We start from the raw sequence: 26,620 nt of genomic DNA, 5'->3' as shown, positions 1-26,620 counted from the left end.
ACTTGAAAAATAGACCCCTGCATTATAATCAAGTGTAAACATAAAAAGAAAAGCGACGCTGGGTTGAATCTTTGTGGACTCTATTTTCCTGACGCTGTAATCTTCGCCCGCCCGTGACCGTATGGGGTGTATTTCGTCACGGCCTCATCTTGCAAAATACGAATTAAGCAGTGGGCGGCATTCGGATATTGTATCCGAGGGGGAGAAATGGCAGCGATTGACCGCGAGAAACTGCACGAGATTTATCTCGGTCGGCAAGACGCCTTAGTCGCCAAGATTGCGCAAATCGTGGCTCCTGAAATTCCCGCCATGGTCAATGTGTTTTACAGCGAATTGCTCGGCCACCCCGAGGCCGATGCCTTCCTCAACAGCGAATTGGTGGCGACCCGGTTGACGCACTCCATGGTGGTGTGGGTCGAATCTCTTTTCAAACCGAAAACGGCGGCGGACATCGACGCCTTGATCGCCCGCCAAAGAGAGGTCGGCCAAGCGCATGCGCGCATCAACATCCCCCTTTATTTGGTGGTGGAGGGTGTCCGTATCCTGCGGCGCGAACTCAGCGCGTGCATTATGGCGTCGGATATGGGGCGCGGCGATCTGGTGCGCTCTTTGGTGCTTGTCAACGAACTCCTCGATCATGTCATTTCGTTAATGAACGAAAGTTATATGAGCGGCATGATCGCCAACGATCGCAATGTCAGTTCCTTGCGTATGCAAATCCCACCTTACGTGCTCGCCCTCGATTGCGAACGATTGCGCTCATATCTCTTCGACTGGATGCGCGAGAACGTTCTCGCCTTATACCAAAACAGGACCCGTAGCGCGGTGCAGTGCCGCTCCTTGGGGCGTTCGGAATTCGGCCTTTGGGTCGAACATCGTGCGCCGTTCATGTTCGCCGACGGATTTGGAGGCGACGACTTACTCAATCAGGTGCGCAAGATCGACGTCCTGTGTGACGTCGCATCCAAAAATCGCCGCGAAGGCAACGATGAAATTTTCAAGCGGGCTCTTTTGGAACTGAACGACGCCGTGGATCATGCCGCTTGGACGATGTCGGAATTGATTAAGCAGACCCTCGAATTGGAAAGCGGGCGCGATTCTCTGACTCGCGTTTTCAACCGAAGATACCTGTCCACGATCATGCAGCACGAAACCGGCATCAGCATGAAGCATGGCCATCCTTATGCGGTTCTTTTGCTGGATATTGACCACTTTAAAAAGGTCAACGACAGCTATGGTCACGATTTCGGCGATCGGATATTACATCAGTTCGCGGAAATTTTATCGCTCAATGTGCGGATTAACGATTATGTTTTTCGCTACGGTGGCGAGGAGTTTTTGATCCTTCTGGGTGATATGGACGAGGAACGGGCGATGCAACTTGCGGAAAAAATCCGCGAGGCGGTGGCCCAGGCCTCTTTCACGGCCCCGGACCAGAAGCCGATTCGGGTCACCACCAGCATCGGCGTCGCCCTGCATGACGGCCACCCCGATTTCGAACAAATCATTTCGCGCGCCGATACCGCGCTTTACACCGCCAAGAAAGACGGCCGCAACCGCTGTGTCTACATCCACGGCGATGCATGTAAAACGGAATAACGCGGGGCGTGTCCGCCGCCCGTTTTTTCGTGCGTTTCGGCGCGCGGTCTTGGACGCTAAGGCGCTCGTGCGGTCTTGGACGCTAAGGCGTCACGGCGCCGGTCGGCCCATGGATGCTTCATAAATTTGGAACCAATCCTGACGATCAAGCGTCAACGCCGAGGCCTGGATCATGCTTTCGAGGTGCCCGGTGCGCATGGAGCCGGCGATGACGACCGGCGCGCAGGGCAAGCGCAGCAACCATGCCGTGGCTACGGTGGCGGGGGCGTTGCATCCGATCCGTCGGCCGACTTCGGTAAGGGCGTCGCGCACGCGCCGGGCCCGCGCGTCGTCCGGGTCGAAAAGCCCACCCAAGGGAGACCAGAACATCGCCGTGCGGCCCAGGCTCTGCATCTGATCCAAGGCGCCGTCGGTAAGGGCGTCCGTCGCCAGGGGCGAACATTCGATTTGATTAGTGACCAGCGGCGCATCCAGGCGGCTTTGCAGGAGGTCGAATTGGGCGGGCGTGAAATTGGAGACGCCGAAATGGCGAACCTTTCCGGCGGTGCGCAGACGGGCGAAGGCCTCGGCGACCTCGTTGGCGTCCATCAAGGGATCGGGGCGGTGCAAAAGCAGAACGTCGATGTGCGCGATCCCTAAGTTGCGCAACGAACGCTCCGCCGCGTCGATGATATGGCGGGCCGAGGTGTCGTAGTGTTTGACGCGGGCGTCGGGGCGCGCCGGGTCGGGCGGGACGATGTCGCACTTGGTGACGATTTCCATCCGTTCGCGCAGGGCGGGGGCCAGCGCCAGCGCCGCGCCAAAGGCGGCCTCGCAGCCGTAATCGCCATAAATATCGGCATGATCGATGGTGGTGACGCCGTGATCGATCAGGAATTCGATCAGACGTAAAACATCCCGAGGTCCCTGCAGATGATCGCTGTCCTGTAGGCGCCACGCGCCCCAGGCCAAGACCGAAAAGGTTAAATCGTCGCTCACCCGCCGCCGTTGCATCATGGGTGTCCTTATTTCCAAAATGACCGGGCTAAATTTAATGACCGGAATGCCCTCCGTTATGCCACAGTCCGGATGGGCGCGCATTCGCTTGAGGAAAATTTTCTCCTTTTTTCGTCGCGGCGGCGTCGAGGTCGCCGTTTGGGTGGGCAAAGGCGTTGACTTTGCGCCCCCCGGGACGTATAAGCGCCGATCCCACGTGCTTGATGCGTTTACCGTGCGTGGGGTTGGTGAAGCCGCTGCCTGAGGCCGTAAAGACAAAGTCCGGTTTGTTCCGATTTCGATGATGATCCTGACGCAAGGATCGGATCTTTTTCGAACCGGCGCCACAGGGCGCGAAACGGAAAAAGAGAGAGCGATACCATGTTCGCAGTAATTAAGACCGGCGGGAAACAGTACCGCGTCAGCGAAAACGATATTCTCACCATCGAGAAAGTGGCCGGCGACGCCGGCGACGCCGTTGAATTCAACGAAGTTCTGATGGTCGGCGAAGACGGCAAGGCCCCCAGCGTCGGCACGCCTCTACTCGACAAAGCGGCCGTCTACGGCGAGGTGATCGACCAAACCCGCGGCGCCAAGATTATCGTGTTCAAGAAAAAACGCCGCCAGAACTATCGGCGTAAAAAGGGCCACCGTCAGGATTTGACCTTGGTGCGCATCACCCAGATCAGCGCCACCGGCGCCAAGAAAGCCCCGGCGAAGGCGAAGGTTGAAACCGCGTCCGCCGAAGCCCCTGTCGAGAAGGCCCCGGTGAAGAAGGCCGCGCCGAAAAAGGCCGCCGCCGAAGCAAAGCCCGCGGCGAAGAAGGCCGCCCCTAAAAAGACCGACAAGAAGACCGAGGAGTAAAGCGATATGGCGCATAAAAAAGCAGGCGGGAGTTCCCGCAACGGCCGCGATACCGCGGGACGTCGTTTGGGCGTGAAAAAGTTTGGCGGCCAGATTGTGATCGCCGGCAACATCATCGTGCGTCAACGGGGCACCAAGTACTACCCCGGCGCCAACGTCGGCATCGGTAAGGACCATACCCTGTTTTCCAAGGTTGAGGGTCGCGTGATCTTCAGCCACAAGGCCAACGGAAAAGTTTTCGTCGGCGTGGAGCCGGCGGCGGCGTAATCCGCCCTGGTTCGTGCGCATCGATGGGTGCGATTCAAAGGGGAATGGCCAGCCATTCCCCTTTTTGCCGTCCCGGTTCGCACTGCGTTATCCCGGACGGGTATCATCTTAAGGCGGCGATATGAAATTTCTCGATGAAGCCAAGGTTTATGTCAAAAGCGGTGACGGCGGCAACGGGTGCATGTCGTTTCGCCGGGAAAAGTACATTGAATTCGGCGGTCCCGATGGCGGTAACGGTGGGCGCGGCGGGGATGTCATCTTGGCGTGCGCCGAGGGTCTGAACACCCTGATCGATTTTCGTTATCAGCAGCATTTCAAGGCCGGGCGGGGCGTTCACGGCATGGGCCGCGATCGCACCGGGGCCAGGGGCGTGGATAAAATCATCACCGTTCCCGCGGGGACTCAAATCCTGGCGGAGGACAAGGAAACCCTGCTTGCCGACCTGACCGTTCCCGGTCAGCGCGTGGTGCTGCTGGAGGGCGGGCGTGGCGGTTTTGGCAATGCACATTTCAAAAGCGCCACAAATCGTGCGCCCCGCCGCACCGAACCCGGCGCGCCGGGTTCGGAAGCCTGGATATGGCTGCGTCTTAAATTAATAGCCGACGTCGGCTTGGTTGGCATGCCCAACGCTGGAAAATCGACCTTGATTTCCGCAGTGTCGCGGGCGCGACCGAAGGTGGCCGATTATCCCTTCACCACGTTGCATCCCAATCTGGGCGTGGTGCGCCGTGACGATCGCGAGATGGTGATCGCCGATATTCCCGGCCTGATAGAGGGCGCGAGTGAGGGCGTCGGTTTGGGAACGCGCTTTTTGGGCCATGTGGAACGGTGCGGGGCTTTGTTGCACTTGATTGACGCCACCGCCGAGGATCCGCTGGCTAACTACCGGACCGTTCGTTCGGAATTGGAAGCCTATGGTCCCGTACTCGCCGATAAGCGCGAAATCGTCGTCCTCAACAAGTGCGACGCCGTGGATGACGAAGCCTTGGCGCGGCTTCGCAGTGACCTGGAAGACGTCAGTGGTCGGGATGTGATGGTGATTTCCGCCGTTGCCGGAACCGGGGTGGACGCGACCTTAAATGCGCTGTTCGACGCCGTGGCCGAAGCCCGCGGGGGCGAAGAGGAGGGCGATGACGATGCGGACGAAGATGTGGATGCGTTTCTCCATGATGGGGGCGCGTGATGGGCGCATCCGGCGACACCTCTTCGATCGCCACGGCGCGGCGTATCGTCGTTAAAATCGGCTCGGCGCTTCTGGTCGATGATGAAACCGGCGCGGTGCATCGCAAATGGCTGGCGGCGCTGGCCGACGACGTCGCCCGCCTGCGCGCGCGCGGGCAGGACGTTCTCATCGTCTCCTCGGGGGCCGTCGCCGTGGGCCGCCGTCGCCTGAAAATGCAAACCCAGGCCCTGGTTTTGGAAGACAAACAGGCCGCCGCCGCAATAGGCATGGTGCGCTTGGCCCACGCCTATCAAGAGAGCCTGGCCCAACACGACCTGACCGTGGCGCAGGTTCTCCTGACCCTGGACGATACCGAAAATCGGCGGCGTTACATCAACGCCCGCAACACGTTAAACGCCTTGCTTCGTCACGGCGCGGTGCCGATCATCAACGAAAACGACACCGTGGCCACCGATGAAATCCGCTTTGGCGACAATGACCGCTTGGCCGCCCGCGTCGCGGCCATGCTCGGCGCGGATGTGTTGGTGTTGTTGTCCGATGTCGATGGCTTGTATAGCGCCGATCCATTATCCGACCCAAACGCGCGCTTTTTTCCCGAGATTCGCAAGATTACGCCCGACATCGAGGCGATGGCCGGGCAGGCCCGTCAGGGCGTCGGCACCGGCGGGATGGTGACCAAATTGGCGGCGGCGAAGATATGCCTGGATAACGGATGTCGGATGGCGATCGCGCCGGGAAAGCCGTTGGGACCGTTGACACGGATCGAAGAGGGCGCGCGCGCGACGTGGTTTGTGCCGGAGGCGACGCCGAAGACGGCGCGCAAAAGATGGATCGCCGCCAGCCTAAAGCCGGTCGGCGCGTTGGTTGTCGATGGCGGCGCGCGCCGGGCGCTGGAAGCCGGGAAAAGCCTTCTTCCGGCGGGGGTGATCGCCGTCGAGGGGGTCTTCATGCGCGGCGACGCCGTGGTTGTCAAAACCGAGGATGGCCGCGAAATCGCACGTGGGTTGATGGCCTATCCATCGCACGACGCGACCAAGATCGTGAGATTGCATTCGGCCGATATCGAGGCCAGGATCGGCTATCGAGGGCGTGACGAAATGATTCACCGTGACGATCTCGTCCTGACCTGACGGCCTCGTCCTGGTGACGGTATGTCCGGGGCGGCTTCTCTTCGGTGTGCCGTCTTATCGGCAAATGCCGACGGAGCCGGGTTTGCAGCGCCGCCCGTCGCTCCAGACCGCGCGATCGAGCTTGGTGTTGAAAAGGGATACGCCATCCAGATTGGCGTCCTTAAGGTCGGCCCCACGCAGATCGGCAAAGTCGAGCTTAGCGTCCTCCAAGTTGGCCCCACGCAGTTTGCCGCCTTGTAGGCGGGCGCTTTGTAGGTTGGCGTCTGTCAAGTTGGCCTGTTCGAGATGGGCCTCGATCAAGTACGCGCCCCTTAAATTCGCGCCTTGAAAATTGGCTCTCCGCAGCGACGCCGCGGATAAATTAGCGCCCCGCAGGTAGGCGTCTTCCAGATCGGCCATATCCATGTTGGCGTGCATGAGTACCGTGGTGGGCATCTTGACCTTGGTCATTTTTGCTCCAGATAGTTGGGCGTCTTTCAGGTTCGCCTTGGTGAAATTGGCGTGTGACAGATTGGCGTTTCTGAGATCGACCGCGACCAGGCGGGCGCCTTTCATGACGCATCCCGACCAATCGACTCCGGGGATGGGGGCGTCGGTGCAGGCGGCGTGCGCCCTGGAGGAAAGCGCAATCACGCCGACGATGATCCCCGTCGGTATGATTAAAATTTTCAAGGCCCATGAGAGCCGGGGACGCAAGGAGAAGGAAGTCATGGAAAAGGCCTTCATTAAGTTCGGCGGGTGGAGGTCGTGCCTCCGTCGGCGGTGATCGTGCGTTCGCGCCGGTTCCGCATTGACGCTCGATTTTGAAGCGCGGCGTTCCCGTGGTGACGAAAAGACGTGAATTTTCCGCGATGTTGCTTTATTTTTCATCGGATATTCGGGGACGCGTACCGTATCGAACTATGCAGGATTGGCGGCGCGACAACAAGGGGGCAGTGGCGCTCGTGGTTTGCGTTTAACATTTGAGTCCGGTGCCATTGGACACAAACGTGCGAACAAATCAAACCACAACAAAAAGAGAGATCGTGGTCGGCCCGATGGTCCGCGGGCGCGAAACGTCGCAGTCGATCCACCGGAGGGGCGCGCATTTCCGGTTTTGCCCATTTTTTCGTCCGGGATGAAAACTTTTCCGTGCCTCGGATGCGAACGAACAATTTTATTTTGGATTCACAGGCGCTCGATCGGCGCGCCGACGGCCAGGAAAGAACGTGAAGATGACGGCGCTTGCCAAGGAAGCCCAAAGTGGAAATATCGCGGCGATGATGCGTGCGCTCGCCCATGGCGCCAAAACGGCGAGTCGGGAGCTGTCGCAGGCTTCGGGCGCGGCCAAAGACAGCGCCTTGAGAGCGGCGGCGGGCGCGCTGCGCGATAACGAGGCCGAAATCCTCGCGGCCAACGTCAAGGATGTCGCCGCGGGACGGCAAAAGGGCCTGAGCGCGGCGATGGTCGATCGGTTGACCTTGAACCGAGAACGGGTGGCGGCGATGGCCCGGGGGTTGGAAGATATCGCCGCTCTGGATGATCCGGTCGGTGCGGTTCTTGGCGAATGGACGCGTCCCAACGGTCTTCTTATTCAACGCGTTCGTGTGCCGATCGGGGTTATCGGGGTGATTTATGAATCGCGCCCCAACGTCACCGCCGACGCCAGCGCCCTGTGCCTGAAATCCGGCAATGCGGTCATCTTGCGCGGCGGCTCGGAAAGTTTTCATTCCAACCACGCGATCATGGCGTGTCTTGGCGTCGGACTGGCGGCGGCGGGGTTGCCGGCGGCGTCGGTTCAACTGGTGCCGACGCGCGATCGCGATGCGGTCGGCGCGATGCTTAAAATGGACGACCTGATCGATGTCATCGTGCCGCGCGGGGGGAAATCCCTGATCGCGCGGATCACGGCGGAAAGCAAGGTGCCGCTGTTCAAGCACCTGGAAGGAATCTGCCACACCTATGTCGATAAAAACGCCGACCCCGCGCGGGCGCGGGACGTGGTGGTGAACGCCAAAATGCGTCGTACCGGGATTTGCGGGGCGACCGAAACGGTGTTGATCGACGCCGCCGCCGCTCAAACGCTGGGGCCGCAAATTGTCTCCGGGCTGCTCGACGCCGGTTGTGAGGTGCGTGGCGACGCCGCCGTGCGCGCTCTGGACCCCCGGGTGCGCACGGCGGACGCCGCGGACTGGGATAGCGAATACCTGGATGCGATCGTTTCCGTCAAAACGGTCGAAGGCGTGGATGGCGCGATCGCTCATATTGAAGAGCATGGTTCCCACCACACCGACTGCATCTTGACCGAGGACGCGGATGCCGCCGAGCGCTTCTTGAACAAGGTCGATAGCGCGATCGTCATGCTCAACGCCTCGACCCAGTATGCCGACGGCGGCGAATTTGGGATGGGGGCGGAGATCGGCATCGCCACCGGCAAGTTGCATGCGCGTGGACCGGTCGGGGTCGAGCAGTTGACCACCTTTAAGTACTTGGTGCGTGGCCAGGGGCAATGCCGTCCATAAGAATACATGCCGCCATAAGGAATATGACGTGATCGCCGATCCCGCTTACGATGCACACGGTGAACAGGCGCTGCCCCGGTCCACGGACGCGCAAGGTCTCGTGTCGCGTGTGCGGCGGGTCGGTCTGTTGGGGGGATCGTTCAACCCCGCCCACGAAGGTCATCTGCACATTTCACGCGCGGCGCTCAGGCGCCTGAAGCTGGATCAGATCTGGTGGCTGGTGTCGCCCCAAAACCCTCTTAAGCCCGTGCGCGGCATGGCTCCGTTCGAAGACCGGGTGGCCCAGGCCCGTCGTCTCGTGAGCGCGGCGCAACGCACAACGCCCCGTCTCGCCGGTCGGATCGTGGTTAGCACCCTGGAGGCGAAATTGGAGACGCGCTATACCTGCGATACCCTTGAACGGCTGGAAACCGTATTTCCCAAAATACGGTTTGTCTGGATGATCGGCGCGGATAATTTAATTCAGCTGCCCCGCTGGTTCGGTTGGCGCGATGTTATCCGTCGCGTTCCCATTGCGGTTTTTCCCCGACCCCCCTATTCTTATAGGGCGTTGGCGTCACAGGCGGCGCGGCTTTTCGCGCAGGCGCGCGTACCCGGCGATCGGGCCGCCTTCTTGGCCGAGATGACGCCGCCGGCGTGGCTTTTCTTGCCTGGGCGCGCGTGTCGCGTGTCGGCGAGTGAAATTCGCCGGGTCGGGGCGTGGCGGAATGGGGCGCGGAATGGGGCGCGGAGTGGAACGGGGCGAGACGGATGACGGCCCCGTGGAGCGTGACGGCATATCTCCTCCCCCCGCGCGCTCGACGATGCATGTGTTCCCCGACGATGCATGTGTTCAACGGCGGATATGACGAACAACACATTGGAAAAAAGGATTACGACAATACCTATCCAAAAAAATGAAGACCCTTCGGCGCAAACGCTGCTGAAGATCGCCGAGGATTCGCTCGCGGAAGATAAGGCGCTGGATGTCACGCGGATCTCGTTGCAAGGCAAAAGCGCGATGGCCGATGACATGGTGATCGCCACCGGCACCTCGGCCCGCCATGTCGGGGCGATCGCCAATCATCTGCGCGAACGCCTGAAAGCGGGCGGGGCCAAGGGCGTCGCCGTGGAAGGATTGGAGCAATGCGACTGGGTCTTGGTCGATGGCGGCGATATCATCGTCCACCTTTTCCGCCCCGAGGTGCGGGCCTTCTACAATCTCGAAAAAATGTGGCTTGGTGACGTCGTTTCCGCCGATCCGCCCGAACACGTGAAGACGGCGGGTCTCTGACGCCGCCCACGGATGGGATCATGCAGGTTCATCTGATTGCCGTCGGCCGCGCCAAGGCGGGGGCGCAACGGGCGTTGTTCGAACACTTCAACGCCCGTATTTCGCCGTCGATCCGCCTGCGGGAGGTCGAGGAAAAGCGCCCTCTCGCCGCCGCCGAGTTGATGCGCCGCGAGGCGCTGTTGCTCCTTCAGGCGGCGCCCGTCGGGGCGTATCTCATCGCTCTCGACGAGCGGGGGAAAACGCTATCCAGTCCGTCTTTCGCCGAACGCTTGGGGGAATTGGTCGATGGTGGGCGACGCGATATCGCCTTTATCATCGGCGGCGCGCATGGATTGGACGAAAGCGTTCGCCGGGCGGCGGGTTTGTGTCTTTCATTCGGTGCGCAGACGTGGCCGCACATGTTGGTTCGCGGGTTGTTGGCCGAACAGGTCTACCGCGCCCAGTGTATTTTGTCGGGCCATCCCTATCACCGGGCATGATCGGCGTCGGGAGAGAAAAAACGGATGAGGAACATCGAGCGCCATCATTCTTGACGCGGGAAACTTTTTATCAATCTTCCTATGGTTTTCTCGTCCTTCTGAAACATTTATGGAATAAACGGGTTCGACGATGAAAAAACCGGACATGCCCTCAGACGTCAAACGCCGATCTTCGCGGGGTGGAGAAATTCCGCGTCCCGTAGTGCTGTGCATCCTTGACGGATGGGGCGAACGCGAGGATGGGGACGATAATGCGATCGCCCTGGCGCGTGCGCCGCATTGGTCGCACATTAAGGCGCACTATCCCCATGCCCGTCTGGAAGCGTCCGCCCTGAAGGTGGGGCTGCCCGAGGGGCAGATGGGCAACTCCGAGGTCGGCCATATGACGCTGGGGGCCGGTCGGGTGTTGCTGCAGGATCTGCCGCGGATTGATAAGGCGATCGCCGGAGGTGATTTGGCGCGCCATCCGACTTTGGTGAAAATGATCGCGACACTGAAGGAAACCGGAAAAATTTGCCACTTGATGGGGTTGCTCTCTCCCGGTGGGGTTCATTCCTACCAGGCCCATATCGAGGCATTGGTCAAAATCATCGCGGGGGCGGGGGTGAAGGTGCGCCTGCATGCTTTTCTCGATGGACGCGATACTCCGCCCAGCAGCGGCCTCGGTTATATGCGCGCGTTTTTGGAAACCTGCGCCGACGTTCCCGGGGTTTCCGTCGCCACGGTGAGCGGGCGCTACTTCGCAATGGACCGGGATAATCGTTGGGAGCGTGTCGAACAGGCCTATCGAGCTCTTGTCGGCGCGGCGGGGACGCCCCGCTCGGCCTCGGCCCTGGAGGCGATCGGCGACGCCTATGACAACGCTGTCACCGACGAGTTCGTTCTCCCGACGGTGGTCGGCGATTATCGGGGCATGGATGACGGCGATGCCGTGGTGATGGCCAATTTTCGCGCCGATCGCGCCCGGGAAATTTTAACCGCCCTGCTGGCGCCCGATTTCAAGGGTTTCGCGCGGGACCGCAAGATCGATCTTTCGGCATGCATCGCGATGACCGACTATTCCGCTCAATTGACGCCTTTTTACGATGTTCTTTTTCCCTCCGAGGCGCCCCGGCGCATCCTCTCCGAGGTGGTTTCGGACGCCGGGTTGCGTCAATTGCACATCGCCGAGACGGAAAAATACGCACATGTCACCTTCTTTTTCAACGGCGGACGCGAGGACCCGTTCCCCGGAGAAGAGCGTATTTTGGTGCCTTCGCCGAAAGTCGCCACCTACGATCTGAAACCGGAGATGTCGGCGCGGGAAGTCACCGATAACATTCTCGATGCGATCCGTGGAGAACGTTTCGATCTCATCGTGGCCAATTACGCCAATGGCGACATGGTCGGACACACGGGCAAATTGGACGCCGCGATCAAGGCCGTCGAAACCCTGGACGAGGTCCTCGCTCGTCTTGAGCGGGCGTTGCTGGATGTCGGGGGCGTGATGGTTCTGACCGCCGATCATGGCAACTGCGAAACCATGCGTGACGGCGATCAACCCCACACCGCCCACACGCTGAATTCGGTGCCGGTTGTCTTGGTCAACGGCCCTCGGCGTGTTCTCGGCGTGCATGACGGCGATTTGGCGGATGTCGCACCCACCGTGCTCGATCTTCTCGGCTTGGCGCAGCCTGTGGAAATGACCGGTAAAACCTTGATCGACAGCGCACCGCGTGATCTGGACGCGTGACGTGGGTATGTCGATCGCCAGTGCTTCTGTAAGATTGGCGCTGATTTTGCTCCTGGGTTTGGGGTGCGTGTTCCCGTCCTCTTCATGGGGGCAGTCGCCGGGTGCGACGACACGCCCCGACGCCGGGCAGTTGAAGCAGGTCGAACGGGCTCTCGAAAAAAAGAAAAAGGAAAGCGCCGCGCTGAAGTCGAGGGCGAATACGATCGCCGCAGAAATCGCGGCGCTCGACAAGAAAACGGTGGCGGCGGCGAAGAGGGAGCAAGACTTGGAAAGCGAGGTCACCCGGCTTGAGGGGCAAGTGCGGGATCTTAGGGTACAAGAAGGGGTCCAACGGCAAAACTTGGCGCGATCGCGCAAGCAATCGGTTTCGGTTTTGCTGGCGCTTGAACGTTTGGCTCTTTTTCCTCCGCAGGCGTTGGTTTTTCAGCCGGGCGACATCAACGACACGGTGCGCGGGGCGGTGGTGTTGCGCACGGTTGTGCCGCGCATCGAGGACCGCGCCAACACACTGCGCGACGCCCTAACAAAATTGGCGCAATCGCGCCGAGCGGTCGCCGCCCGAAAGGTTCAGTTGTCCGCCGCGATCGCCGCCCTCACCCAGGGACGCGCGTCGCTGGACGCCCTGATCGCGCGCAAGGGCGCTTTGCGGCGCAAGACCTTGGCGGCCAGTGTCAGGGCCCGGCGGGAGGCTCAGAGCCTCGCGGCCAAGGCGCGCACGTTGCGCGATTTACTCGATCGCATCGAGGCGGAGGGCCGCCGTCGGGCCGAACAACGCCGGCGGAACGACGCCACGTCTTCGCACACCCTTAATCCCGCGCCCACGCTCGGCCCCGACAAACATCAGGGTACGCCGGTGCGCATCGCCGCGATATCGGGCATAGGGTCGATCACTCGGGCGCGGGGGAAACTGCCCTTCCCCGCCGCGGGGGCCGTGATCGAACATTACGGCGACGCTCTGGGCACGGGCATGACCCGCAAGGGCATTACCGTCAGAACCCGTCCTTTCGCCCGTGTCGTGGCGCCTTTCGACGGCAAGGTTGTTTTCGCCGGTCCGTTTCGGGGGTACGGCGAACTCTTGATCATTGATCACGGCCAAGGATATCATAGCCTTCTGTCCGGATTGGGGCGTATAGATACCCAAATCGGACAATCCGTTCTCGCCGGCGAGCCCGTCGGCGTTATGGGCGGCGCCGGTGTTCGCGCGCCAATCGACACGAAAGCATCGCACAATAAAGTATCGTTGGAACAAAGGCCCCGGTTGTATATTGAACTGAGGCGCAACAATCAGCCCATAAATCCCCTGCCGTGGCTGGCATCACGCAAAGGTAAGGTAAACGGATGACATATCGACAGTTTTGCGGTCCCTTGAAGACGGGCTTGAAGGTGGGCCTTGTGACGGGGTTCGCCCTGATCGCCTTGGCGGCGAGTCCGCTTTACGGCGAACGCGCCTTTGCCGCGCAGAAGACGAAACCGGCGAACCCGGAGGCCGCCTACGAATATCTGAGTTTGTTCGGCGACGTTTTGGAAAAGGTGCGCGACGATTACGTCGAAAAGCCGACCGAGAAGAAGATGATCGAGGCGGCGATTTCCGGAATGTTGAGTTCCCTCGACCCTCATTCGAGTTATATGGACGCCAAAAGTTACGCCGACATGCAGGTCGAAACCAAGGGCGAATTCGGCGGCCTGGGAATCGAGGTGACGATGGATAACGGCGTGATCAAGGTCGTCTCGCCGATCGACGACACCCCGGCCTTCCGCGCCGGGATCAAGCCCGGCGACTTGATTATCAAACTCGATGGCCAGCCGGTGATGGGGATGACCTTAAACAACGCCGTCGATAAAATGCGCGGCAAAGTGGGCGCGCCGATTGTTTTGACCATCATGCGCGGCGGGGGCGAGCCTTTTGACGTCAGCATCAAGCGGGCGATCATCCAGATCAAGTCGGTGCGCGGTCACATGGAAGGCGATGTCGGTTATGTGCGGATCACCTCGTTTAACGAACAGGCGGACATCGGCCTAAAAAGACAAATCGCCGGGTTTAAAAAGAAGATGGGCACCCGCCTGCGCGGGTTGGTGCTCGATCTGCGCAACAACCCCGGCGGGCTGCTTAATCAGGCGGTCAGCGTTTCCGATGTATTCCTTGATCGCGGCGAGATCGTCTCGACCCGCGCGCGCCGTCCCGAGGACAGCATGCGCTTCAACGCCCGCCCCGGCGACATGATTGACGGTAAGCCCGTTGTCGTTTTGGTTAACGGTGGTTCGGCGTCGGCTTCCGAAATTGTCGCGGGGGCGCTGCAGGATCACGGCAGGGCGATTGTTCTGGGCACGAAAACCTTCGGCAAGGGGTCGGTGCAAAGCATCATTCCGCTGCCTGGTCACGGCGCCATGCGCTTGACCACGGCGCGCTATTACACGCCGTCGGGCCGTTCGATTCAAGGCGTCGGCATTACCCCCGACATCATCGTGCCGGTGGCCAAGGTCGAAGTCGTCGCCCAACCCCAACGGGCGCGTGAGAGCGATCTGCGCGGAGCGATCAACAACGGCCTTCCCAAAACGGGAGGGGACAAGAATAAGGGCGCCGCCACCGGGGCCAATGACAATCAGGCCCAAGGCGATGATACGGCCAACGACTACCAATTGACCCGAGCGCTGGATTTGATCCGGGGTATTTCTCTTTACGAAAAACGCGCCCGGAACGGCGTGCAATAAAGATCGACGGAACGACGCGGTTGGTCGCGTCGTTCCGTCGCTGGACGCGAGGCCTCCACGCCGGCGGTGGACGAAGCGAGGAATGCGGTGAAATTTCCCTTTAAGTTCGGATCATCGAAAAAAAAGAAGACCGAAGAGGATGACGACGTCTTCGATGGCGATGATATTGACGCCGAGGCCGAAACTGGGGGCGCCGGAACCGACGCGCCCAAGGGTCGCGCGACCGATGGCGACGCGGAAGGGGTGGAAGATCCCCCTTCGGCGCGCGGGGCGGGGCGGGTGGATGACGCCATTCCGGATTTTTTCGATGAAGATATCGACGATACGCCGGAACCGGGAAATTTGGCGCGCCTGAAAGCCTGGTTTGGCGGAGGTGGCGCAAAGCGCCGTTTGGCGTTGGCGGCGGCGGGCGTGGTTGTTCTCGCTTTGCTTGGGGGTGGGATTTGGTTTTACCCGTCGTCCACGCCGCAGCCCGAGGGACCGCAAAACGGGCGTGACGGGCGAGGCGTGGTGATCAATTTGGATCAGGCCTTGGCCGAAGAAAAAGCCCGGGTTTTGGAAGCGTCGCCGCAAGGGGCGCCGGAGGTCCCCGCGCCCGCCTCGACGGGGTCCACATCCACATCCACATCCACATCCACATCCACATCCACGCCCGGCGCGGACAGTCCCTTTCAGGCGATTTCTCCGCAAGGACCGGGGAAAGGCATGATCGTCCCTCCCGTGACGGCGGCCTCTTATCGGGGCATTCCTTCGTATGCCGGCCCTGTGACCGCATTGTCGCCGGCTCCGGACGCGGCTCTTTTGGTGCAGGGCGAAGCCGGCGCTTTGCCCGTTGTCGGACCCGACGGGCGGACGTCGCTTGCGGTTTACGCCCGGCCTTATCAGGCCAAACAGGGAGAAAAAATAGCCCTCATCGTAACCGGCCTGGGGTTGGATCGGGCGGCGACCGAAGCGGCGATCCGCATTTTGCCGCCACAGGTGTCATTGGCGTTTTCCATCTACGGGCGGGGGCTTGATTATTGGACGCAAAAAGCGCGTGAGGCGGGGCATGAAACCTTGCTCGAACTGCCGATGGAATCCAAGGCGTTTCCTGTCGAGGATCCCGGTCCGCACGGGTTGCTGACGGAAAATTCCCCTAAGGAAAATATCAAACAACTGCACTATGTTCTAAGTCGCGCCAGCGGCTATATCGGGGTCGTCGGAACCATGGGGTCGAGATTTACCGCCCACGAAGATGTCCTGAAACCAATATTTGCGGAATTGAAATCCCGGGGCCTGCTTTATGTGGATGGCGGCGGTGCGGGCTCGGCCGGGCCGGCCCTCGCCGCCCAAATGGGGTTGCCTTGGGCGGTCGTCGATATGAAGCTCGACGACGACCCCTCGGCGGTGGCGATCGCCCTTAAGTTAACGGCGCTGGAGGGTGTCGCGCACAAGCGCATGGTCGCCGTGGCGACGTTGCAGGCCTATCCGGTAACCTTCGGCCAGATCAGCGCCTGGGCGACGACGCTAAAGAGTAAGAAATTGGAGCTGGCGCCGGTGTCGGCCCTGGCGGATAAACAGCTATTGCGGTAGGGCATGATGAACAACAAAAGCACACCGAGCGAACGTGATCCGGACTTGTATCGCAGCGGCGTCGGGGCCGCCCTTTTTAACGATTATGGCGAGGTTTTTGTCGCCAAGAGGATAGACACGCCCTCGGAGGCCTGGCAGATGCCGCAAGGGGGAATGGATCGCGGCGAGGCTCCCAAGGATGCCGTCATGCGCGAATTGAAAGAGGAAATCGGCACCGACAAGGCGGAAATCATCGCCGAAAGCGCCGAGTGGCTGTATTACGACATCCCCGCGGAGCTTTCCAAGACGCTCTGGAAGGGGCGCTATTTGGGTCAAAAACAAAAATGGTTCGCCCTGCGCTTTACCGGGCGTGCCGAGGATATCGTTCTCGACGCCGACGATCATCCCGAATTCAACGCCTGGCAATGGACCTCGTTTGCGAGGATTCCCGACCTTATCGTCCCTTTCAAGCGTACGCTTTACGCCCGTATCGTAACCATGTTTTCTCATATCCCCGGTCATATCAGCTCTGAAAATGGGTAACCGACGATGAGCTATCTTGAGGTGTTCATCGGTTTGGTGTGTCTATTGTGGGGCGCCGAGGTCATGCTGCGCGGAACGGTGGCGGTGGCCTCGCGCATGGGAATTTCTCCTCTGGTGATCGGCATGACGGTGATCGCTTTCGGGACATCGGCGCCCGAATTGGTGGTCGGCGTGACCTCGGCGCTGTCGGGGTTTGGGGCCATCGCCTTGGGCAACATCGTCGGTTCCAATATTGCGAACATTTTCCTGATTTTAGGAGCGACCGGGATCGTCGCGCCCATCCTCGTCCATCCCAGGGCGCTGCGCGCGGACGCCACGGTGATGTTGCTCTCGACGCTTTTTTTCGCCGGGTTGAGTTGGCGCGCCACGATCGGGCGCGGGGCGGGCGGCATTTTGGTGGCGGTGTTGATCGGCTCGCTTTGGAACGCCTATCAGCGCGAGAAGAAAGGGCGTAGCGCGGCGGCCCATCTTCATGTTCGCGAGGCCGAGGAATATCGCGACGTCGATGTCAACATTTGGGCGGCATGGGGCTTCATGGTCGTCGGTTTGTCCGGGGTCGTGTTCGGCTCGAAGCTTCTTGTCGATGGCGGCGTCGATATTGCCCGCACCTGGGGCGTTTCCGAGGCGGTCATCGGCCTGACGCTGGTGGCGCTGGGGACCTCCTTGCCGGAACTGGCGACGGCGTTGGTGGCGGCGCGGCGGGGCCATGGCGATGTCGCCTTGGGCACCGTGATCGGTTCGAATATCTTCAACGTGCTGGGGGTCGGCGGAATATCGGCGCTTACCCATCCTCTCGGCGTGCCCGAACAGATGCGGCATTTCGATTTGTGGGTCATGCTGGCGGCGACTTTTGCAATTTACTACATGCTGATGCTTGGCCGTCCCATCGGACGCAAAATCAGCCTTCTGTTCCTTCTCGCCTACGGGCTTTACATTTTCGCCCAGGGCATTGGAGCGGACAAGATCGCCGGGTGGTTCGCCGGCTCTTGAAACCCCGGTGGAGATGGCGCATTGTCCGCCATGGCCTCGTCCGCCGGGGGACGTAAGGTCCGGCGAGCCGAGATGATGATCTCACGGCGACACATCGGTAATAGAAGGGCGACACATCGGTAATGGAAAAAAGATGACGCAAAATCCGGCCTATCGCACTGCATTGGTGACCGGCGCCGCCCATCGTATCGGTCGGGCGATCGCCCTCGATCTCGCCGCGCGGGGCTGGACGCTCGCCGTGCACTATGGGACGTCCGAGGACGCCGCCCGGGCCCTGGTTGAAACCATCGAGGCGCAAGGCGGGCGCGCGGGTGCGTTTAAGGCCGATCTCGCCGTCGAAAAAGACGTCACGGCCTTGATCCCCGCGATCGCGCGCGCGATCGGCCCGTTGTCTTTGCTGGTCAACTGCGCGTCGGCGTTCGAATTCGATAGCTGGGATAGCGCCGATCGGGACGGTTGGGACCTGCATATGGAGGTCAACCTGCGCGCGCCCTTTGTTTTGACTCAGGAATTCGCCCGCCAAGTCCCCGAACGGATTCCCGCCAACGTCATCAATATTGTCGATCAGCGTGTGTGGTCTCTGACGCCGTTCTTCACCACCTATACTTTGAGTAAGGCGGGGTTGTGGACCCTGACGCAAACCTTGGCGCTGGCGTTGGCGCCGAAGGTGCGGGTCAACGCCATCGGGCCGGGGCCGGTTTTGCGCAATGCCCGCCAATCCGAGGAGGACTTCGCCCGCCAGTGCGCCGAAACTCCGCTGGGCCGGGCCGTCGATCCCGAAGAAATTTGTGACGCCGTGCGTTTTATCGTTGGCGCGCCATCCATGACGGGCCAGATGATCGCCTTGGACGCCGGCCAGCATCTGGCTTGGGGGGCCGCTTCGAATACGGTTCTTCCACAAGAATGACGGACATGCCCGCACGTGCCTGCGATGAGGAGAAGACTATGACCGCGCCATCGGTGAGATTGATTGCTCCGGCTAAAATCGCCGACGCCCGTGCCGGCGTTCGGCATGTTTTCGTGCGCGACCTCGTTCTCGATGCCTTGATCGGCGTGTACGATCACGAGCGGACGCGGACGCAACGGGTACGCATAAATTTGGATTTGGCGGTTCTTGAGGGCGACGCGCCGTTGAACGACGATCTCGCCAATGTGCTGTGCTACGAGGACCTGAGCAACGCGGTGCGCGCCTTGGTCGCTCAAGGTCATATCAATTTGGTGGAAACCTTGTGCGCGCAAATCACGGATCTGTGCCTTTCCTATCAGCGGGTGCGATCGGCGCGGGTGCGGGTGGAAAAATTGGATGTCTTCGCGGACGCCGCCAGCGTCGGCGTCGAGATCGAGCGATTTAACCCGGAAATATGAACGCATCCCATGTAAGAGATGCCGCAACCCCTTGCAATCGCGGAGTTTGCCTTGTTTGCGCCGCAAGTTGTGCACAGGACAGGCAAGATTTCAAATTTGTGTCAAGGGGGGTGTTCACAGAATCGTGACTAAAAGGTTGCATCTGAAATTAATGTTTTTTTGTTTTATATCAAGGCATTAATAAAATGCTTATTTTTTAGGCAAAGACCTGAAAGCCCAAGCCTTCATAGGGTCCGGCGTTGCGTTCGAGTATTATCTACAATGTTATCCACAGTTTCGGTGGATTGTTTCCCGACACGTGGCCCGACACGTGAGATGAGGTCTGTCCCGGCGGTATGCAGGCCTACCCGAAGGGGGTAACCGGTGAACGAAAAGAAGCAAAAAGACATCGACGACACGTTTTCCGCGGCGGTGGCGGAGGAGCCGAAAGATAAGGGCTGTTCGCCACCCCCGGCGCGCCCGGCTGAAGGGGGCGCCGCGGTGATCGAGGGTTATCTGCAAACACTGGAAAACCGCCCGGGAGTCTATCGCATGATCGGCGCGGGCGGGCGCTTGCTGTATGTGGGAAAGGCGAAAAATCTAAAAAAACGCGTGGCGAACTACACCAAAGCGCACCGTCAGCCGATGCGGATATTGCGCATGGTTCACGAGACGGAGGCGATGGAGTTCGTCACCACCGAAACCGAAGCCGAAGCCCTGCTGCTTGAAGCCAACCTGATTAAAAGGCTAAAACCGCGCTACAATATTTTATTGCGTGACGACAAGTCGTTTCCCGAGATTTTAGTTGGCGCCGATCATCCGTTTCCTCGCGTGCTGAAACACCGTGGGGCGCATGCGACGAAAGGGGAATATTTCGGCCCTTTCGCCGATGTCCGGGCGGTCAATGAAACGCTAGAGGTCCTGCAACGCGCCTTCTTGTTGCGTACCTGCACCGATAGCGTGTTTTCGGCGCGCACCCGACCGTGCCTTTTGTATCAAATTAAACGCTGCTCGGCGCCGTGTGTCGATAAGATCGCCGCGTCTGCGTACGGCGAACTGGTCGAACAGGCGCGCAGCTTCTTGAGAGGGCGGAGCCAGGATATTCAGCGTCATCTGGCGCGACGCATGCAGGCGGAAAGCGATGCTTTGGCGTTCGAAAGGGCGGCGCAATATCGCGATCGGCTTCAGGCATTGACCCGCATTCAGGCGCGCCAGGACATCAATCCCGGAACCTTGACCGACGCCGACGTCATCGCCGTGCACCAAAGCGACGGTCTGAATTGCATCCAAGTGTTCTTTTTTCGCGGTGGGCGCAATTTTGGCAATCGACCATATTACCCTACCCAAGCCGCGGACGATCCGCCGCCCGTCGTCCTGGAGGCCTTCATCGGCCAGTTCTACGACGACCGCCCGCCGCCGCCGTTGGTGCTGCTCAATTGTGTTTTGCCGTCGCAGGGGGTGATGGCCGACGCCTTGTCGGTCAAGGCTGGACGTAAGATACGCCTGATTTGCCCCCGGCGCGGCGATCGTTTGCGTTTGGTAGGGCACGCCCTGAACAACGCCCGCGAGGCGTTGGCCCGGCGCGTCGGCGAAAGCGCGGCGCAAAAAAAACTGCTGGAGGGGGTGCGTCGGGTGTTCGCCCTCGACAGCATCCCCGAGCGAATCGAGGTCTATGATAATTCGCACAGCGCCGGACGTCAGGCGGTGGGTGGAATGATCGTCGCCGGGCCCGAGGGGTTTCTCAAAAAGGCTTATCGAAAATTTACCATCCGCGACGACAAGATTGTCCCGGGGGACGATTATGCGATGATGCGTGAAGTCTTGACGCGGCGTTTTGTCCGGGCGCGGAAGGAAGACCCCGCGCGCAGCCGAGGGGAATGGCCGGATCTCGTGTTGATCGATGGCGGCGCGGGACAATTGAGCGTCGCGCGCGCCGTTCTCGAAGATCTGGGGATCGGCGATGTCGCGATCGTCGGGATCGCCAAGGGGCCGGATCGCAACGCCGGACGCGAACGCATCTTCATGATCGGCAAGGCGCCCTTTTCCTTGCCCCCGCGCGATCCGGTGCTTTATTTTTTGCAGCGCTTGCGTGACGAGGCGCACCGTTTCGCCATTGGCGTCCATCGCGCCAAACGGGGGAAAACCATGGGGCGATCGGTTCTCGACGACGTGCCGGGAATCGGCGCCAAACGCAAAAAGGCGCTGCTTCACCATTTCGGTGCGGCGAAGGCGGTCGCCGACGCCGGGCGCGAGGATTTGGCTCAGGTCGAAGGAATCAGCACGGCGATCGCCGATCGCATTTATGATTGGTTCCATCGAGGCGGATAGCCCGCTACACTGTCGCGCCCGTTGTGCCGCGTCGGCGCTTCGGACGGTTTGTGGCGCACGGCGCATCTTCGGACGAGAACCTTTTTTATAAAGCCGATTTTCCTCATGCCTTTCAATTTACCCAATATCCTCACGCTTACCCGCCTTTTGGCGATCCCATTCGTCGTTGGCTTTATGTTGCTGGGCGGCCCTTGGGGAGCCTGGTTGGGGCTCGGTGCGTACACTTATGCCTGCATCACCGATTTTTTCGACGGCTATCTCGCCCGGGTGTGGTGCCAGCAGTCGGCCTTCGGGCGCTTTCTCGATCCCATCGCCGATAAGCTGCTGGTCGCCGCGGTGCTGTTGGCGGCGATCGGCATCGGCACCATTAAGGGGGTGACGGTGCTGCCCGCCGCGATTATTTTATGCCGCGAGATTTTGGTGTCGGGGTTGCGCGAATTTTTGGCCGAGGCGCAGGTGGGTCTGCCGGTCAGCCTGCTGGCGAAATGGAAAACGACAATCCAGATGCTGGCTCTGGGCTTTTTGATCGTGGCCGGCGAGGGGCCCGCTTTCGGCCCCCTATCGACCACTCGGGTCGGAGAGGTCGGGCTTTGGATCGCCGCCGTGATCACCTTGATGACGGGCTATGACTATCTGCGCGCCGGGCTGCGCCACATGTCGGACAAGGACGGCGCGGCGGGGAATGTTAAGAAAGAGGAGAAATCCGACTTATGAAAGTGTTTGGTTTGGTCGGGCGCAGCGGCACCGGCAAGACGACGTTGATGATTAAGCTTCTGGACGAAGTGATCGCTCGCGGTTATCGCGTTTCGACGATGAAGCATACCCACCACGATTTCGATCTCGATCAGCCGGGCAAGGATTCGTTTGAGCATCGCCGTGCCGGAGCCGAGGAAGTGCTGCTGACCTCATCGCGGCGCTGGGCGGTGCTTCATGAACTAAAGGGAAGCGCCGAGCCGGACATGGACACTCTGTTAACGAAGATGACGCCGGTTGATTTGGTCCTGGTCGAAGGGTTCAAAAAGCACAAATATCCGAAGTTGGAGATCCACCGCCGAGCGATCGACAATCCGCTGCAGTGCCTTGACGACGCGGCCATCGTCGCCGTGGCCAGTGACGAAGCGTTGCCGAACGCCCCGGTGCCGGTTCTCGACCTTAATGATTTTAGCGCCGTCGCCGATTTTATTCTCGATCATCTCGGGCTTAAGCGCAGTAGGCAGGACCGTGCGTCATGACCGTGGTGCGAGATGATTGCTTCGTCACCGACGAGCGGATGATCCCTTACGCCGAAGGTCTTGGCGTGTTGATGGCGCGGATCGCCCCGGTCGTCGGGCGCGAAACGGTCGCTCTCGGCGCAGCCCTGGGCCGGGTGCTGTGCGCCGATGTCGTCTCCGGGCGCGATGTTCCGGCTTTCGATAATTCCGCCGTCGATGGTTATGCCGTGGCCTATGGCGATTTGACGCCGAACGGGCAAACCCGTCTTGAGGTCGCAGGCCGGATCGCCGCCGGCCATCCTCTGGATGGCGCGGTGCAAAAGGGGGCCGCCTACCGAATTTTCACCGGCGCGCCGGTGCCTGCGGGTCTGGATACGGTGTTCATGCAGGAAGACGTCATTCAGGATGGGGACGGCGTCATCCTCCCCGCGGGTGTTCGCCGGGGCGCAAATTTTCGCCATTTGGGCGAGGATGTGCGCCGGGGAGAAACGGTGCTCGCCCCGGGTCGCCGCTTGCGCCCCCAGGACGTCGGGCTTGCGGCGTCCTTGGGGTGCGCCGAGCTGCCGGTTTACACGCGCCTTAAGGCGGCGATCTTTTCGACCGGCGATGAAGTCCGCGAACCGGGCGGGGACGCCCCCGAGGGATGCCTTTTCGACATCAACCGCTACAGTGTTTCGGGGTTGTTGACGGAAATAGGCGTGGCGGTGACGGATCTGGGCATCCTGCCCGACGATCCCGACGCGATCGTCCAGGCGCTAGACCGGGCCAGCGTGGATCATGACGTGATCCTGACCTCGGGGGGGGTCAGTGTCGGCGACGAGGATCACGTCAAGGGCGCGGTTAATCGTCTGGGGAGCCTTCATTTTTGGCGCCTAGCGATCAAGCCGGGGCGACCGATCGCCTTTGGCCGGATTAAGAACGCAACCTTTATCGGACTGCCCGGCAATCCGGTGGCGTCGATGGTGACCTTCATGTGTGTTGCGCGCGCCGTTATTCTGCGTTTGGCGGGGCGTGTGGCGGAAACGCCGCCACGGCGCTTCCCGGTGCGCGCGGATTTTGCCTATAAAAAGAAAACCGGTCGGCGCGAATGGCTGCGCGCCTGGTTGACCGTGGATGGCGATGGGCGGCTCTGCGCGGTGAAATTTCCCTCCGAAGGGTCGGGTGTTTTGACCTCGATGGTAAAAGCCGAGGGCCTGGTTGAATTGGAAGAAGATCGGGGGCCGGTGGCCCACGGCGACCGGGTGGCGTTTATTCCTTTTAGCGAGGTGCGGTTATGAAGATTCTTTATTTTTCCTGGCTGCGGGAAAAAGTCGGCGCGGGCGAGGAGGATGTTTCCCTGCCTGACGGTGTCGATACCGTGGGTGCGCTGGTGACTTGGTTGAGGGCGCGCGGGGCGGATTATGACGCCGCCTTCGCCGAGGCGGCTCAGGTGCGCGTCGCCGTCAACCTAGAACATGTAGACCTGGAACACCCGGTGGCGGATGGCGACGAGGTGGCCTTTTTCCCACCGGTTACAGGGGGGTGAGGCGATGATCCGGGTGCAACGCGAAGATTTCGATGTCGGGCGAGAAATCGCCCTGTTGCACGAGAATAACGCGGCGATTGGGGGAATTTGCACCTTCGTCGGTCTGGTGCGTGATTTTGCCGACGGCGACACGCTTGCGGCGATGACCCTGGAACATTACCCGGCGATGACCGAAAAGGCGCTTGGCGATATCGAGGCCGAGGCCCTGGCGCGCTGGCCGCTTGACGCGACGGTGATCATCCATCGCCATGGACGGTTGCGGGCGGGCGATCGGATCGTGCTGGTCGGGGCGGCGTCGGCCCACCGGGAGGCCGCCTTCGAGGCCTGTCATTTTCTGATCGATTGGCTGAAGACCAAGGCGCCGTTTTGGAAGCTCGAAGAAGGCGCGCGGGAACGCCGCTGGGTGGCGGCCAAGGTCGAAGACACCGCCGCCGCCAAAAAATGGGAATAGAAACAAAACCGTAGAGGAGGCGATGATGGCGGATGATTTCGACAATCCCCCCAAAGCTTATGAGAATAAAGAGTTCTTGAAGTCGAGCGCGTCGCGCCCCCTACGCATCATGGCCGAATTTTTCGAACCGGAAGACCGTTTCGAACGGTACAATATTAGCGACACGGTGGTTTTTTTCGGGTCGGCCCGAATTAAATCTCACGAACAGGCCGAAGCGGCGTTGGCGGCGGCCAAACGTCACGGCGGCGATCTTGATGTGGCCCAGCATGACCTTGCGATGTCGCGTTATTACGAAGAGGCCCGCGAACTGGCGTCCCGCCTGACGCAATGGTCGAAATCCCTAAAAGGTCGCCAGCGGCGTTTCGTGGTGTGCACCGGAGGCGGGCCGGGGATCATGGAGGCGGCGAACCGGGGGGCGTCGGAAGCCGGGGGGCTGAACGTCGGCCTTAATATCACGCTTCCTCATGAACAATCGGGAAATCCGTGGACGAGTCGCGAATTGAATTTCCAGTTTCACTATTTCTTCATGCGTAAATTCTGGTTCGCCTATCCGGCCAAGGCGGTCATTATTTTCCCCGGTGGGTTTGGCACCATGGATGAATTTTTTGAATTGATGACCCTGATTACAACCGGGAAAATGGGGAAAACGCTACCGGTGTTCCTCTATGGGGCGGATTATTGGAACGAAATCATCAATTTTGACGCGATGGTGAAGTTTGGCACCATTTCCGCCGGGGAACTGGAAAAGTTCAACCGCGTCAACACGACGGATGAAGCTTTCGCGGCGATCACCGAGGCCCTGGAGCAGGTCGCCATGACCCATCCCGGCACCACGCTATAGCGCGGACCCCACCCGCGATGGGCCGTGGCGATGTCGGTCGCTGCGAGTGGGGTTTTTCTTGGAGGAGGTCTCAGGGAAGGCGTTACGCCGCCGCTTCGGCGCTTGTCGGCGCCTTGCCGACGGCCTTTTCGTAGGCGTCGATTAACTTGAAGGTAACCTCGCCGGGGGTAAAGGTCAGGTCGTCGATAACGCCGACCGGCGTCACTTCGGCGGCGGTTCCGGTCAGAAAAACTTCGCGCGCATCGGCCATTTCACCGGGGAGGATGGCGCGTTCGACGACCTCGATCCCGGCGTCCTTGGCCAGGGCGATAACCGTGCGTCGGGTGATGCCGTCCAGGAAGCAGTCGGGCGTCGGGGTATGCAGTTTTCCGTCGGGCATCAAGAAGAAGACGTTGGCGCCGGTGGCTTCGGCGACCTGGCCACGATAATCGAGCATCAGGGCGTCGTGAAAACCGTCTTGCTCGGCCTGATGCTTGGATAGGGTGCAGATCATATATAGCCCGGCGGCTTTGGCGTGGACGGGGGCGGTGTCCGGGGCCGGTCTGCGCCAGGGTGACATTTTCAGGCGAATACCCTTGGCGCGCGCCTCGGGCGAAAAATAGCTGGGCCACGGCCATGCCGCGATGGCCAGGTGAATGGTGTTTTTCTGCGCCGACACCCCCATCATTTCGCTGCCCCGCCAAGCGATCGGGCGCACGTAGCCATCAACGATCTGATTGGCGGCGCAGATATCGCGGCAGGCTTGGTTGATTTCCTGGGCGCTATAGGGGATGTCGAAGCCAAGGATTTTCGCCGATGTGATTAGGCGGTCGGTATGTTCGTCCAGCTTGAAAATTTTTCCGCCATACGAGCGCTCGCCCTCGAAAACGCTGGAGGCGTAATGCAGCGCGTGGGTGAGCACGTGCACCTTGGCGTCGCGCCAGGAAACCATTTTACCGTCGTACCAAATCAGGCCGTCGCGATCGTCAAAAGATGTACTCGCCATGGGAGCGCCTTCCTCTTGTAATATTATTACCCAAACAAAACACCATCAAGAATGATCTTGCGTTTTCTAGCATTTCTTGGCATATATGTCAACAACACTGACTTAATATGCACATTTTTCTGTCGGTTTTGTGTCGGAT

General features: G+C 60.4%; 27 protein-coding genes. 24 read left to right on the top strand and 3 right to left on the bottom strand.

Annotated features, from left to right (window positions below; genetic code table 11):
- Positions 1-207: 207 nt before the first annotated feature.
- Entirely contained in the window at positions 208-1,599 is a 1,392-nt protein-coding gene (locus tag P3M64_RS04975; protein WP_132939695.1) for a GGDEF domain-containing protein, read from the top strand.
- 90 nt (positions 1,600-1,689) lie between these two features.
- Here the strand turns inward: P3M64_RS04975 and P3M64_RS04970 are convergent, their stop codons facing one another.
- The gene (locus tag P3M64_RS04970; RefSeq protein ID WP_207893195.1) at positions 1,690-2,595 is read right to left on the bottom strand and encodes an aldo/keto reductase; all 906 of its coding nucleotides are present in this window, start codon (positions 2,593-2,595) and stop codon (positions 1,690-1,692) included.
- Positions 2,596-2,955: 360 nt separating this feature from the next.
- Between P3M64_RS04970 and rplU the strand changes: the two genes are divergently transcribed.
- From rplU to proB, 4 genes are all read left to right on the top strand, one after another.
- Positions 2,956-3,438, top strand: a complete 483-nt coding sequence (gene rplU, locus P3M64_RS14365) for a 50S ribosomal protein L21 (RefSeq protein ID WP_132939696.1) — start codon at positions 2,956-2,958, stop codon at positions 3,436-3,438.
- Between the two features lie 6 nt (positions 3,439-3,444).
- Positions 3,445-3,705, top strand: a complete 261-nt coding sequence (rpmA, locus tag P3M64_RS04960; RefSeq protein WP_132939697.1) for a 50S ribosomal protein L27 — start codon at positions 3,445-3,447, stop codon at positions 3,703-3,705.
- Positions 3,706-3,826: 121 nt separating this feature from the next.
- Entirely contained in the window at positions 3,827-4,888 is a 1,062-nt protein-coding gene (gene obgE, locus P3M64_RS04955) for a GTPase ObgE (protein WP_132939698.1), read from the top strand.
- Positions 4,888-6,018 carry a glutamate 5-kinase gene (gene proB, locus P3M64_RS04950; RefSeq protein WP_132939699.1) on the top strand — a complete coding sequence of 377 codons (1,131 nt, stop codon included), beginning with the start codon at positions 4,888-4,890 and terminating at the stop codon, positions 6,016-6,018. Before obgE ends, proB begins: the two co-directional genes overlap by 1 nt.
- Before the next feature lie 54 nt (positions 6,019-6,072).
- Here proB and P3M64_RS04945 read toward each other — a convergent pair whose 3' ends face one another.
- Positions 6,073-6,729, bottom strand: a complete 657-nt coding sequence (locus tag P3M64_RS04945) for a pentapeptide repeat-containing protein (RefSeq protein WP_165886373.1) — start codon at positions 6,727-6,729, stop codon at positions 6,073-6,075.
- Positions 6,730-7,232: 503 nt separating this feature from the next.
- Here P3M64_RS04945 and P3M64_RS04940 point away from each other — a divergent pair.
- The 19 genes from P3M64_RS04940 to P3M64_RS04850 all read left to right on the top strand — a co-directional run bounded on the left by P3M64_RS04940 (position 7,233) and on the right by P3M64_RS04850 (position 25,496).
- Positions 7,233-8,519 carry a glutamate-5-semialdehyde dehydrogenase gene (locus P3M64_RS04940; RefSeq protein ID WP_132939701.1) on the top strand — a complete coding sequence of 429 codons (1,287 nt, stop codon included), beginning with the start codon at positions 7,233-7,235 and terminating at the stop codon, positions 8,517-8,519.
- A gap of 28 nt (positions 8,520-8,547) precedes the next feature.
- A complete protein-coding gene (locus P3M64_RS04935) occupies positions 8,548-9,273 on the top strand; it encodes a nicotinate-nucleotide adenylyltransferase (protein WP_322111147.1) in 726 nt (241 codons plus the stop codon).
- 90 nt (positions 9,274-9,363) lie between these two features.
- Positions 9,364-9,792 carry a ribosome silencing factor gene (gene rsfS / locus P3M64_RS04930; protein WP_132939702.1) on the top strand — a complete coding sequence of 143 codons (429 nt, stop codon included), beginning with the start codon at positions 9,364-9,366 and terminating at the stop codon, positions 9,790-9,792.
- Positions 9,793-9,812: 20 nt separating this feature from the next.
- Positions 9,813-10,271, top strand: coding sequence for a 23S rRNA (pseudouridine(1915)-N(3))-methyltransferase RlmH (rlmH, locus tag P3M64_RS04925; protein ID WP_132939703.1), 459 nt, complete (start codon positions 9,813-9,815; stop codon positions 10,269-10,271).
- A 130-nt stretch (positions 10,272-10,401) separates the two neighbouring features.
- Positions 10,402-12,003 carry a 2,3-bisphosphoglycerate-independent phosphoglycerate mutase gene (gene gpmI / locus P3M64_RS04920; protein WP_243644812.1) on the top strand — a complete coding sequence of 534 codons (1,602 nt, stop codon included), beginning with the start codon at positions 10,402-10,404 and terminating at the stop codon, positions 12,001-12,003.
- 7 nt (positions 12,004-12,010) lie between these two features.
- Entirely contained in the window at positions 12,011-13,345 is a 1,335-nt protein-coding gene (locus P3M64_RS04915; protein ID WP_132939704.1) for a murein hydrolase activator EnvC family protein, read from the top strand.
- Positions 13,342-14,712: a S41 family peptidase gene (locus P3M64_RS04910; RefSeq protein WP_132939705.1), complete on the top strand. Its 1,371-nt coding sequence runs from the start codon at positions 13,342-13,344 to the stop codon at positions 14,710-14,712. The genes P3M64_RS04915 and P3M64_RS04910 overlap by 4 nt, the downstream gene beginning before the upstream one ends.
- A gap of 87 nt (positions 14,713-14,799) precedes the next feature.
- A complete protein-coding gene (locus tag P3M64_RS04905) occupies positions 14,800-16,284 on the top strand; it encodes a divergent polysaccharide deacetylase family protein (RefSeq protein WP_132939706.1) in 1,485 nt (494 codons plus the stop codon).
- A 3-nt stretch (positions 16,285-16,287) separates the two neighbouring features.
- Positions 16,288-16,806, top strand: a complete 519-nt coding sequence (locus P3M64_RS04900; protein WP_322111148.1) for an RNA pyrophosphohydrolase — start codon at positions 16,288-16,290, stop codon at positions 16,804-16,806.
- Positions 16,807-16,812: 6 nt separating this feature from the next.
- Positions 16,813-17,796: a calcium/sodium antiporter gene (locus tag P3M64_RS04895; RefSeq protein ID WP_132939707.1), complete on the top strand. Its 984-nt coding sequence runs from the start codon at positions 16,813-16,815 to the stop codon at positions 17,794-17,796.
- Between the two features lie 133 nt (positions 17,797-17,929).
- On the top strand, positions 17,930-18,703 hold the full coding sequence (locus P3M64_RS04890; protein WP_132939708.1) for an SDR family oxidoreductase: 774 nt from the start codon (positions 17,930-17,932) through the stop codon (positions 18,701-18,703).
- Between the two features lie 38 nt (positions 18,704-18,741).
- Positions 18,742-19,161, top strand: a complete 420-nt coding sequence (folB, locus tag P3M64_RS04885) for a dihydroneopterin aldolase (protein WP_132939709.1) — start codon at positions 18,742-18,744, stop codon at positions 19,159-19,161.
- Positions 19,162-19,572: 411 nt separating this feature from the next.
- Positions 19,573-21,468 carry an excinuclease ABC subunit UvrC gene (gene uvrC / locus P3M64_RS04880; protein WP_407702170.1) on the top strand — a complete coding sequence of 632 codons (1,896 nt, stop codon included), beginning with the start codon at positions 19,573-19,575 and terminating at the stop codon, positions 21,466-21,468.
- Positions 21,469-21,573: 105 nt separating this feature from the next.
- Positions 21,574-22,182 carry a CDP-diacylglycerol--glycerol-3-phosphate 3-phosphatidyltransferase gene (gene pgsA, locus P3M64_RS04875; RefSeq protein ID WP_132939710.1) on the top strand — a complete coding sequence of 203 codons (609 nt, stop codon included), beginning with the start codon at positions 21,574-21,576 and terminating at the stop codon, positions 22,180-22,182.
- Positions 22,179-22,700, top strand: coding sequence for a molybdopterin-guanine dinucleotide biosynthesis protein B (gene mobB / locus P3M64_RS04870; RefSeq protein WP_132939711.1), 522 nt, complete (start codon positions 22,179-22,181; stop codon positions 22,698-22,700). Before pgsA ends, mobB begins: the two co-directional genes overlap by 4 nt.
- Positions 22,697-23,956: a molybdopterin molybdotransferase MoeA gene (moeA, locus tag P3M64_RS04865; protein ID WP_132939712.1), complete on the top strand. Its 1,260-nt coding sequence runs from the start codon at positions 22,697-22,699 to the stop codon at positions 23,954-23,956. The genes mobB and moeA overlap by 4 nt, the downstream gene beginning before the upstream one ends.
- The gene (gene moaD / locus P3M64_RS04860; protein ID WP_132939713.1) at positions 23,953-24,204 is read left to right on the top strand and encodes a molybdopterin converting factor subunit 1; all 252 of its coding nucleotides are present in this window, start codon (positions 23,953-23,955) and stop codon (positions 24,202-24,204) included. Before moeA ends, moaD begins: the two co-directional genes overlap by 4 nt.
- 4 nt (positions 24,205-24,208) lie before the next feature.
- On the top strand, positions 24,209-24,655 hold the full coding sequence (locus P3M64_RS04855; protein ID WP_132939714.1) for a molybdenum cofactor biosynthesis protein MoaE: 447 nt from the start codon (positions 24,209-24,211) through the stop codon (positions 24,653-24,655).
- 22 nt (positions 24,656-24,677) lie between these two features.
- Positions 24,678-25,496 carry an LOG family protein gene (locus tag P3M64_RS04850; protein ID WP_207893196.1) on the top strand — a complete coding sequence of 273 codons (819 nt, stop codon included), beginning with the start codon at positions 24,678-24,680 and terminating at the stop codon, positions 25,494-25,496.
- An 82-nt stretch (positions 25,497-25,578) separates the two neighbouring features.
- On the opposite strand, the gene P3M64_RS04845 is transcribed toward P3M64_RS04850, so the two are convergent.
- Positions 25,579-26,481 carry a branched-chain amino acid aminotransferase gene (locus tag P3M64_RS04845; RefSeq protein ID WP_132939715.1) on the bottom strand — a complete coding sequence of 301 codons (903 nt, stop codon included), beginning with the start codon at positions 26,479-26,481 and terminating at the stop codon, positions 25,579-25,581.
- Positions 26,482-26,620 lie beyond the last annotated feature (139 nt).

The sequence above is a fragment of the Varunaivibrio sulfuroxidans genome (assembly GCF_029318635.1).
Taxonomy (GTDB): Bacteria; Pseudomonadota; Alphaproteobacteria; order Rhodospirillales; family Magnetovibrionaceae; genus Varunaivibrio; species Varunaivibrio sulfuroxidans.
Note: the sequence above shows the minus strand (reverse complement) of the source record. Positions and strands in the feature narration are given on the sequence as shown.

Excerpts from the sequence above, each read along its gene's own strand:
- pgsA (WP_132939710.1), top strand. The coding sequence starts at position 21,574 with ATGCCTTTCAATTTACCCAATATCCTCACGCTTACCCGCCTTTTGGCG.
- P3M64_RS04970 (WP_207893195.1), bottom strand. The coding sequence starts at position 2,595 with ATGATGCAACGGCGGCGGGTGAGCGACGATTTAACCTTTTCGGTCTTG.
- obgE (WP_132939698.1), top strand. The coding sequence starts at position 3,827 with ATGAAATTTCTCGATGAAGCCAAGGTTTATGTCAAAAGCGGTGACGGC.
- gpmI (WP_243644812.1), top strand. The coding sequence starts at position 10,402 with ATGAAAAAACCGGACATGCCCTCAGACGTCAAACGCCGATCTTCGCGG.
- moaD (WP_132939713.1), top strand. The coding sequence starts at position 23,953 with ATGAAGATTCTTTATTTTTCCTGGCTGCGGGAAAAAGTCGGCGCGGGC.
- mobB (WP_132939711.1), top strand. The coding sequence starts at position 22,179 with ATGAAAGTGTTTGGTTTGGTCGGGCGCAGCGGCACCGGCAAGACGACG.
- P3M64_RS04945 (WP_165886373.1), bottom strand. The coding sequence starts at position 6,729 with ATGACTTCCTTCTCCTTGCGTCCCCGGCTCTCATGGGCCTTGAAAATT.
- P3M64_RS04850 (WP_207893196.1), top strand. The coding sequence starts at position 24,678 with ATGATGGCGGATGATTTCGACAATCCCCCCAAAGCTTATGAGAATAAA.
- P3M64_RS04890 (WP_132939708.1), top strand. The coding sequence starts at position 17,930 with ATGACGCAAAATCCGGCCTATCGCACTGCATTGGTGACCGGCGCCGCC.
- P3M64_RS04855 (WP_132939714.1), top strand. The coding sequence starts at position 24,209 with ATGATCCGGGTGCAACGCGAAGATTTCGATGTCGGGCGAGAAATCGCC.
- rpmA (WP_132939697.1), top strand. The coding sequence starts at position 3,445 with ATGGCGCATAAAAAAGCAGGCGGGAGTTCCCGCAACGGCCGCGATACC.
- P3M64_RS04910 (WP_132939705.1), top strand. The coding sequence starts at position 13,342 with ATGACATATCGACAGTTTTGCGGTCCCTTGAAGACGGGCTTGAAGGTG.
- P3M64_RS04940 (WP_132939701.1), top strand. The coding sequence starts at position 7,233 with ATGACGGCGCTTGCCAAGGAAGCCCAAAGTGGAAATATCGCGGCGATG.
- P3M64_RS04845 (WP_132939715.1), bottom strand. The coding sequence starts at position 26,481 with ATGGCGAGTACATCTTTTGACGATCGCGACGGCCTGATTTGGTACGAC.
- rlmH (WP_132939703.1), top strand. The coding sequence starts at position 9,813 with ATGCAGGTTCATCTGATTGCCGTCGGCCGCGCCAAGGCGGGGGCGCAA.
- P3M64_RS04915 (WP_132939704.1), top strand. The coding sequence starts at position 12,011 with ATGTCGATCGCCAGTGCTTCTGTAAGATTGGCGCTGATTTTGCTCCTG.
- proB (WP_132939699.1), top strand. The coding sequence starts at position 4,888 with ATGGGCGCATCCGGCGACACCTCTTCGATCGCCACGGCGCGGCGTATC.
- moeA (WP_132939712.1), top strand. The coding sequence starts at position 22,697 with ATGACCGTGGTGCGAGATGATTGCTTCGTCACCGACGAGCGGATGATC.
- rsfS (WP_132939702.1), top strand. The coding sequence starts at position 9,364 with ATGACGAACAACACATTGGAAAAAAGGATTACGACAATACCTATCCAA.
- P3M64_RS04895 (WP_132939707.1), top strand. The coding sequence starts at position 16,813 with ATGAGCTATCTTGAGGTGTTCATCGGTTTGGTGTGTCTATTGTGGGGC.
- P3M64_RS04975 (WP_132939695.1), top strand. The coding sequence starts at position 208 with ATGGCAGCGATTGACCGCGAGAAACTGCACGAGATTTATCTCGGTCGG.
- folB (WP_132939709.1), top strand. The coding sequence starts at position 18,742 with ATGACCGCGCCATCGGTGAGATTGATTGCTCCGGCTAAAATCGCCGAC.
- P3M64_RS04900 (WP_322111148.1), top strand. The coding sequence starts at position 16,288 with ATGATGAACAACAAAAGCACACCGAGCGAACGTGATCCGGACTTGTAT.
- rplU (WP_132939696.1), top strand. The coding sequence starts at position 2,956 with ATGTTCGCAGTAATTAAGACCGGCGGGAAACAGTACCGCGTCAGCGAA.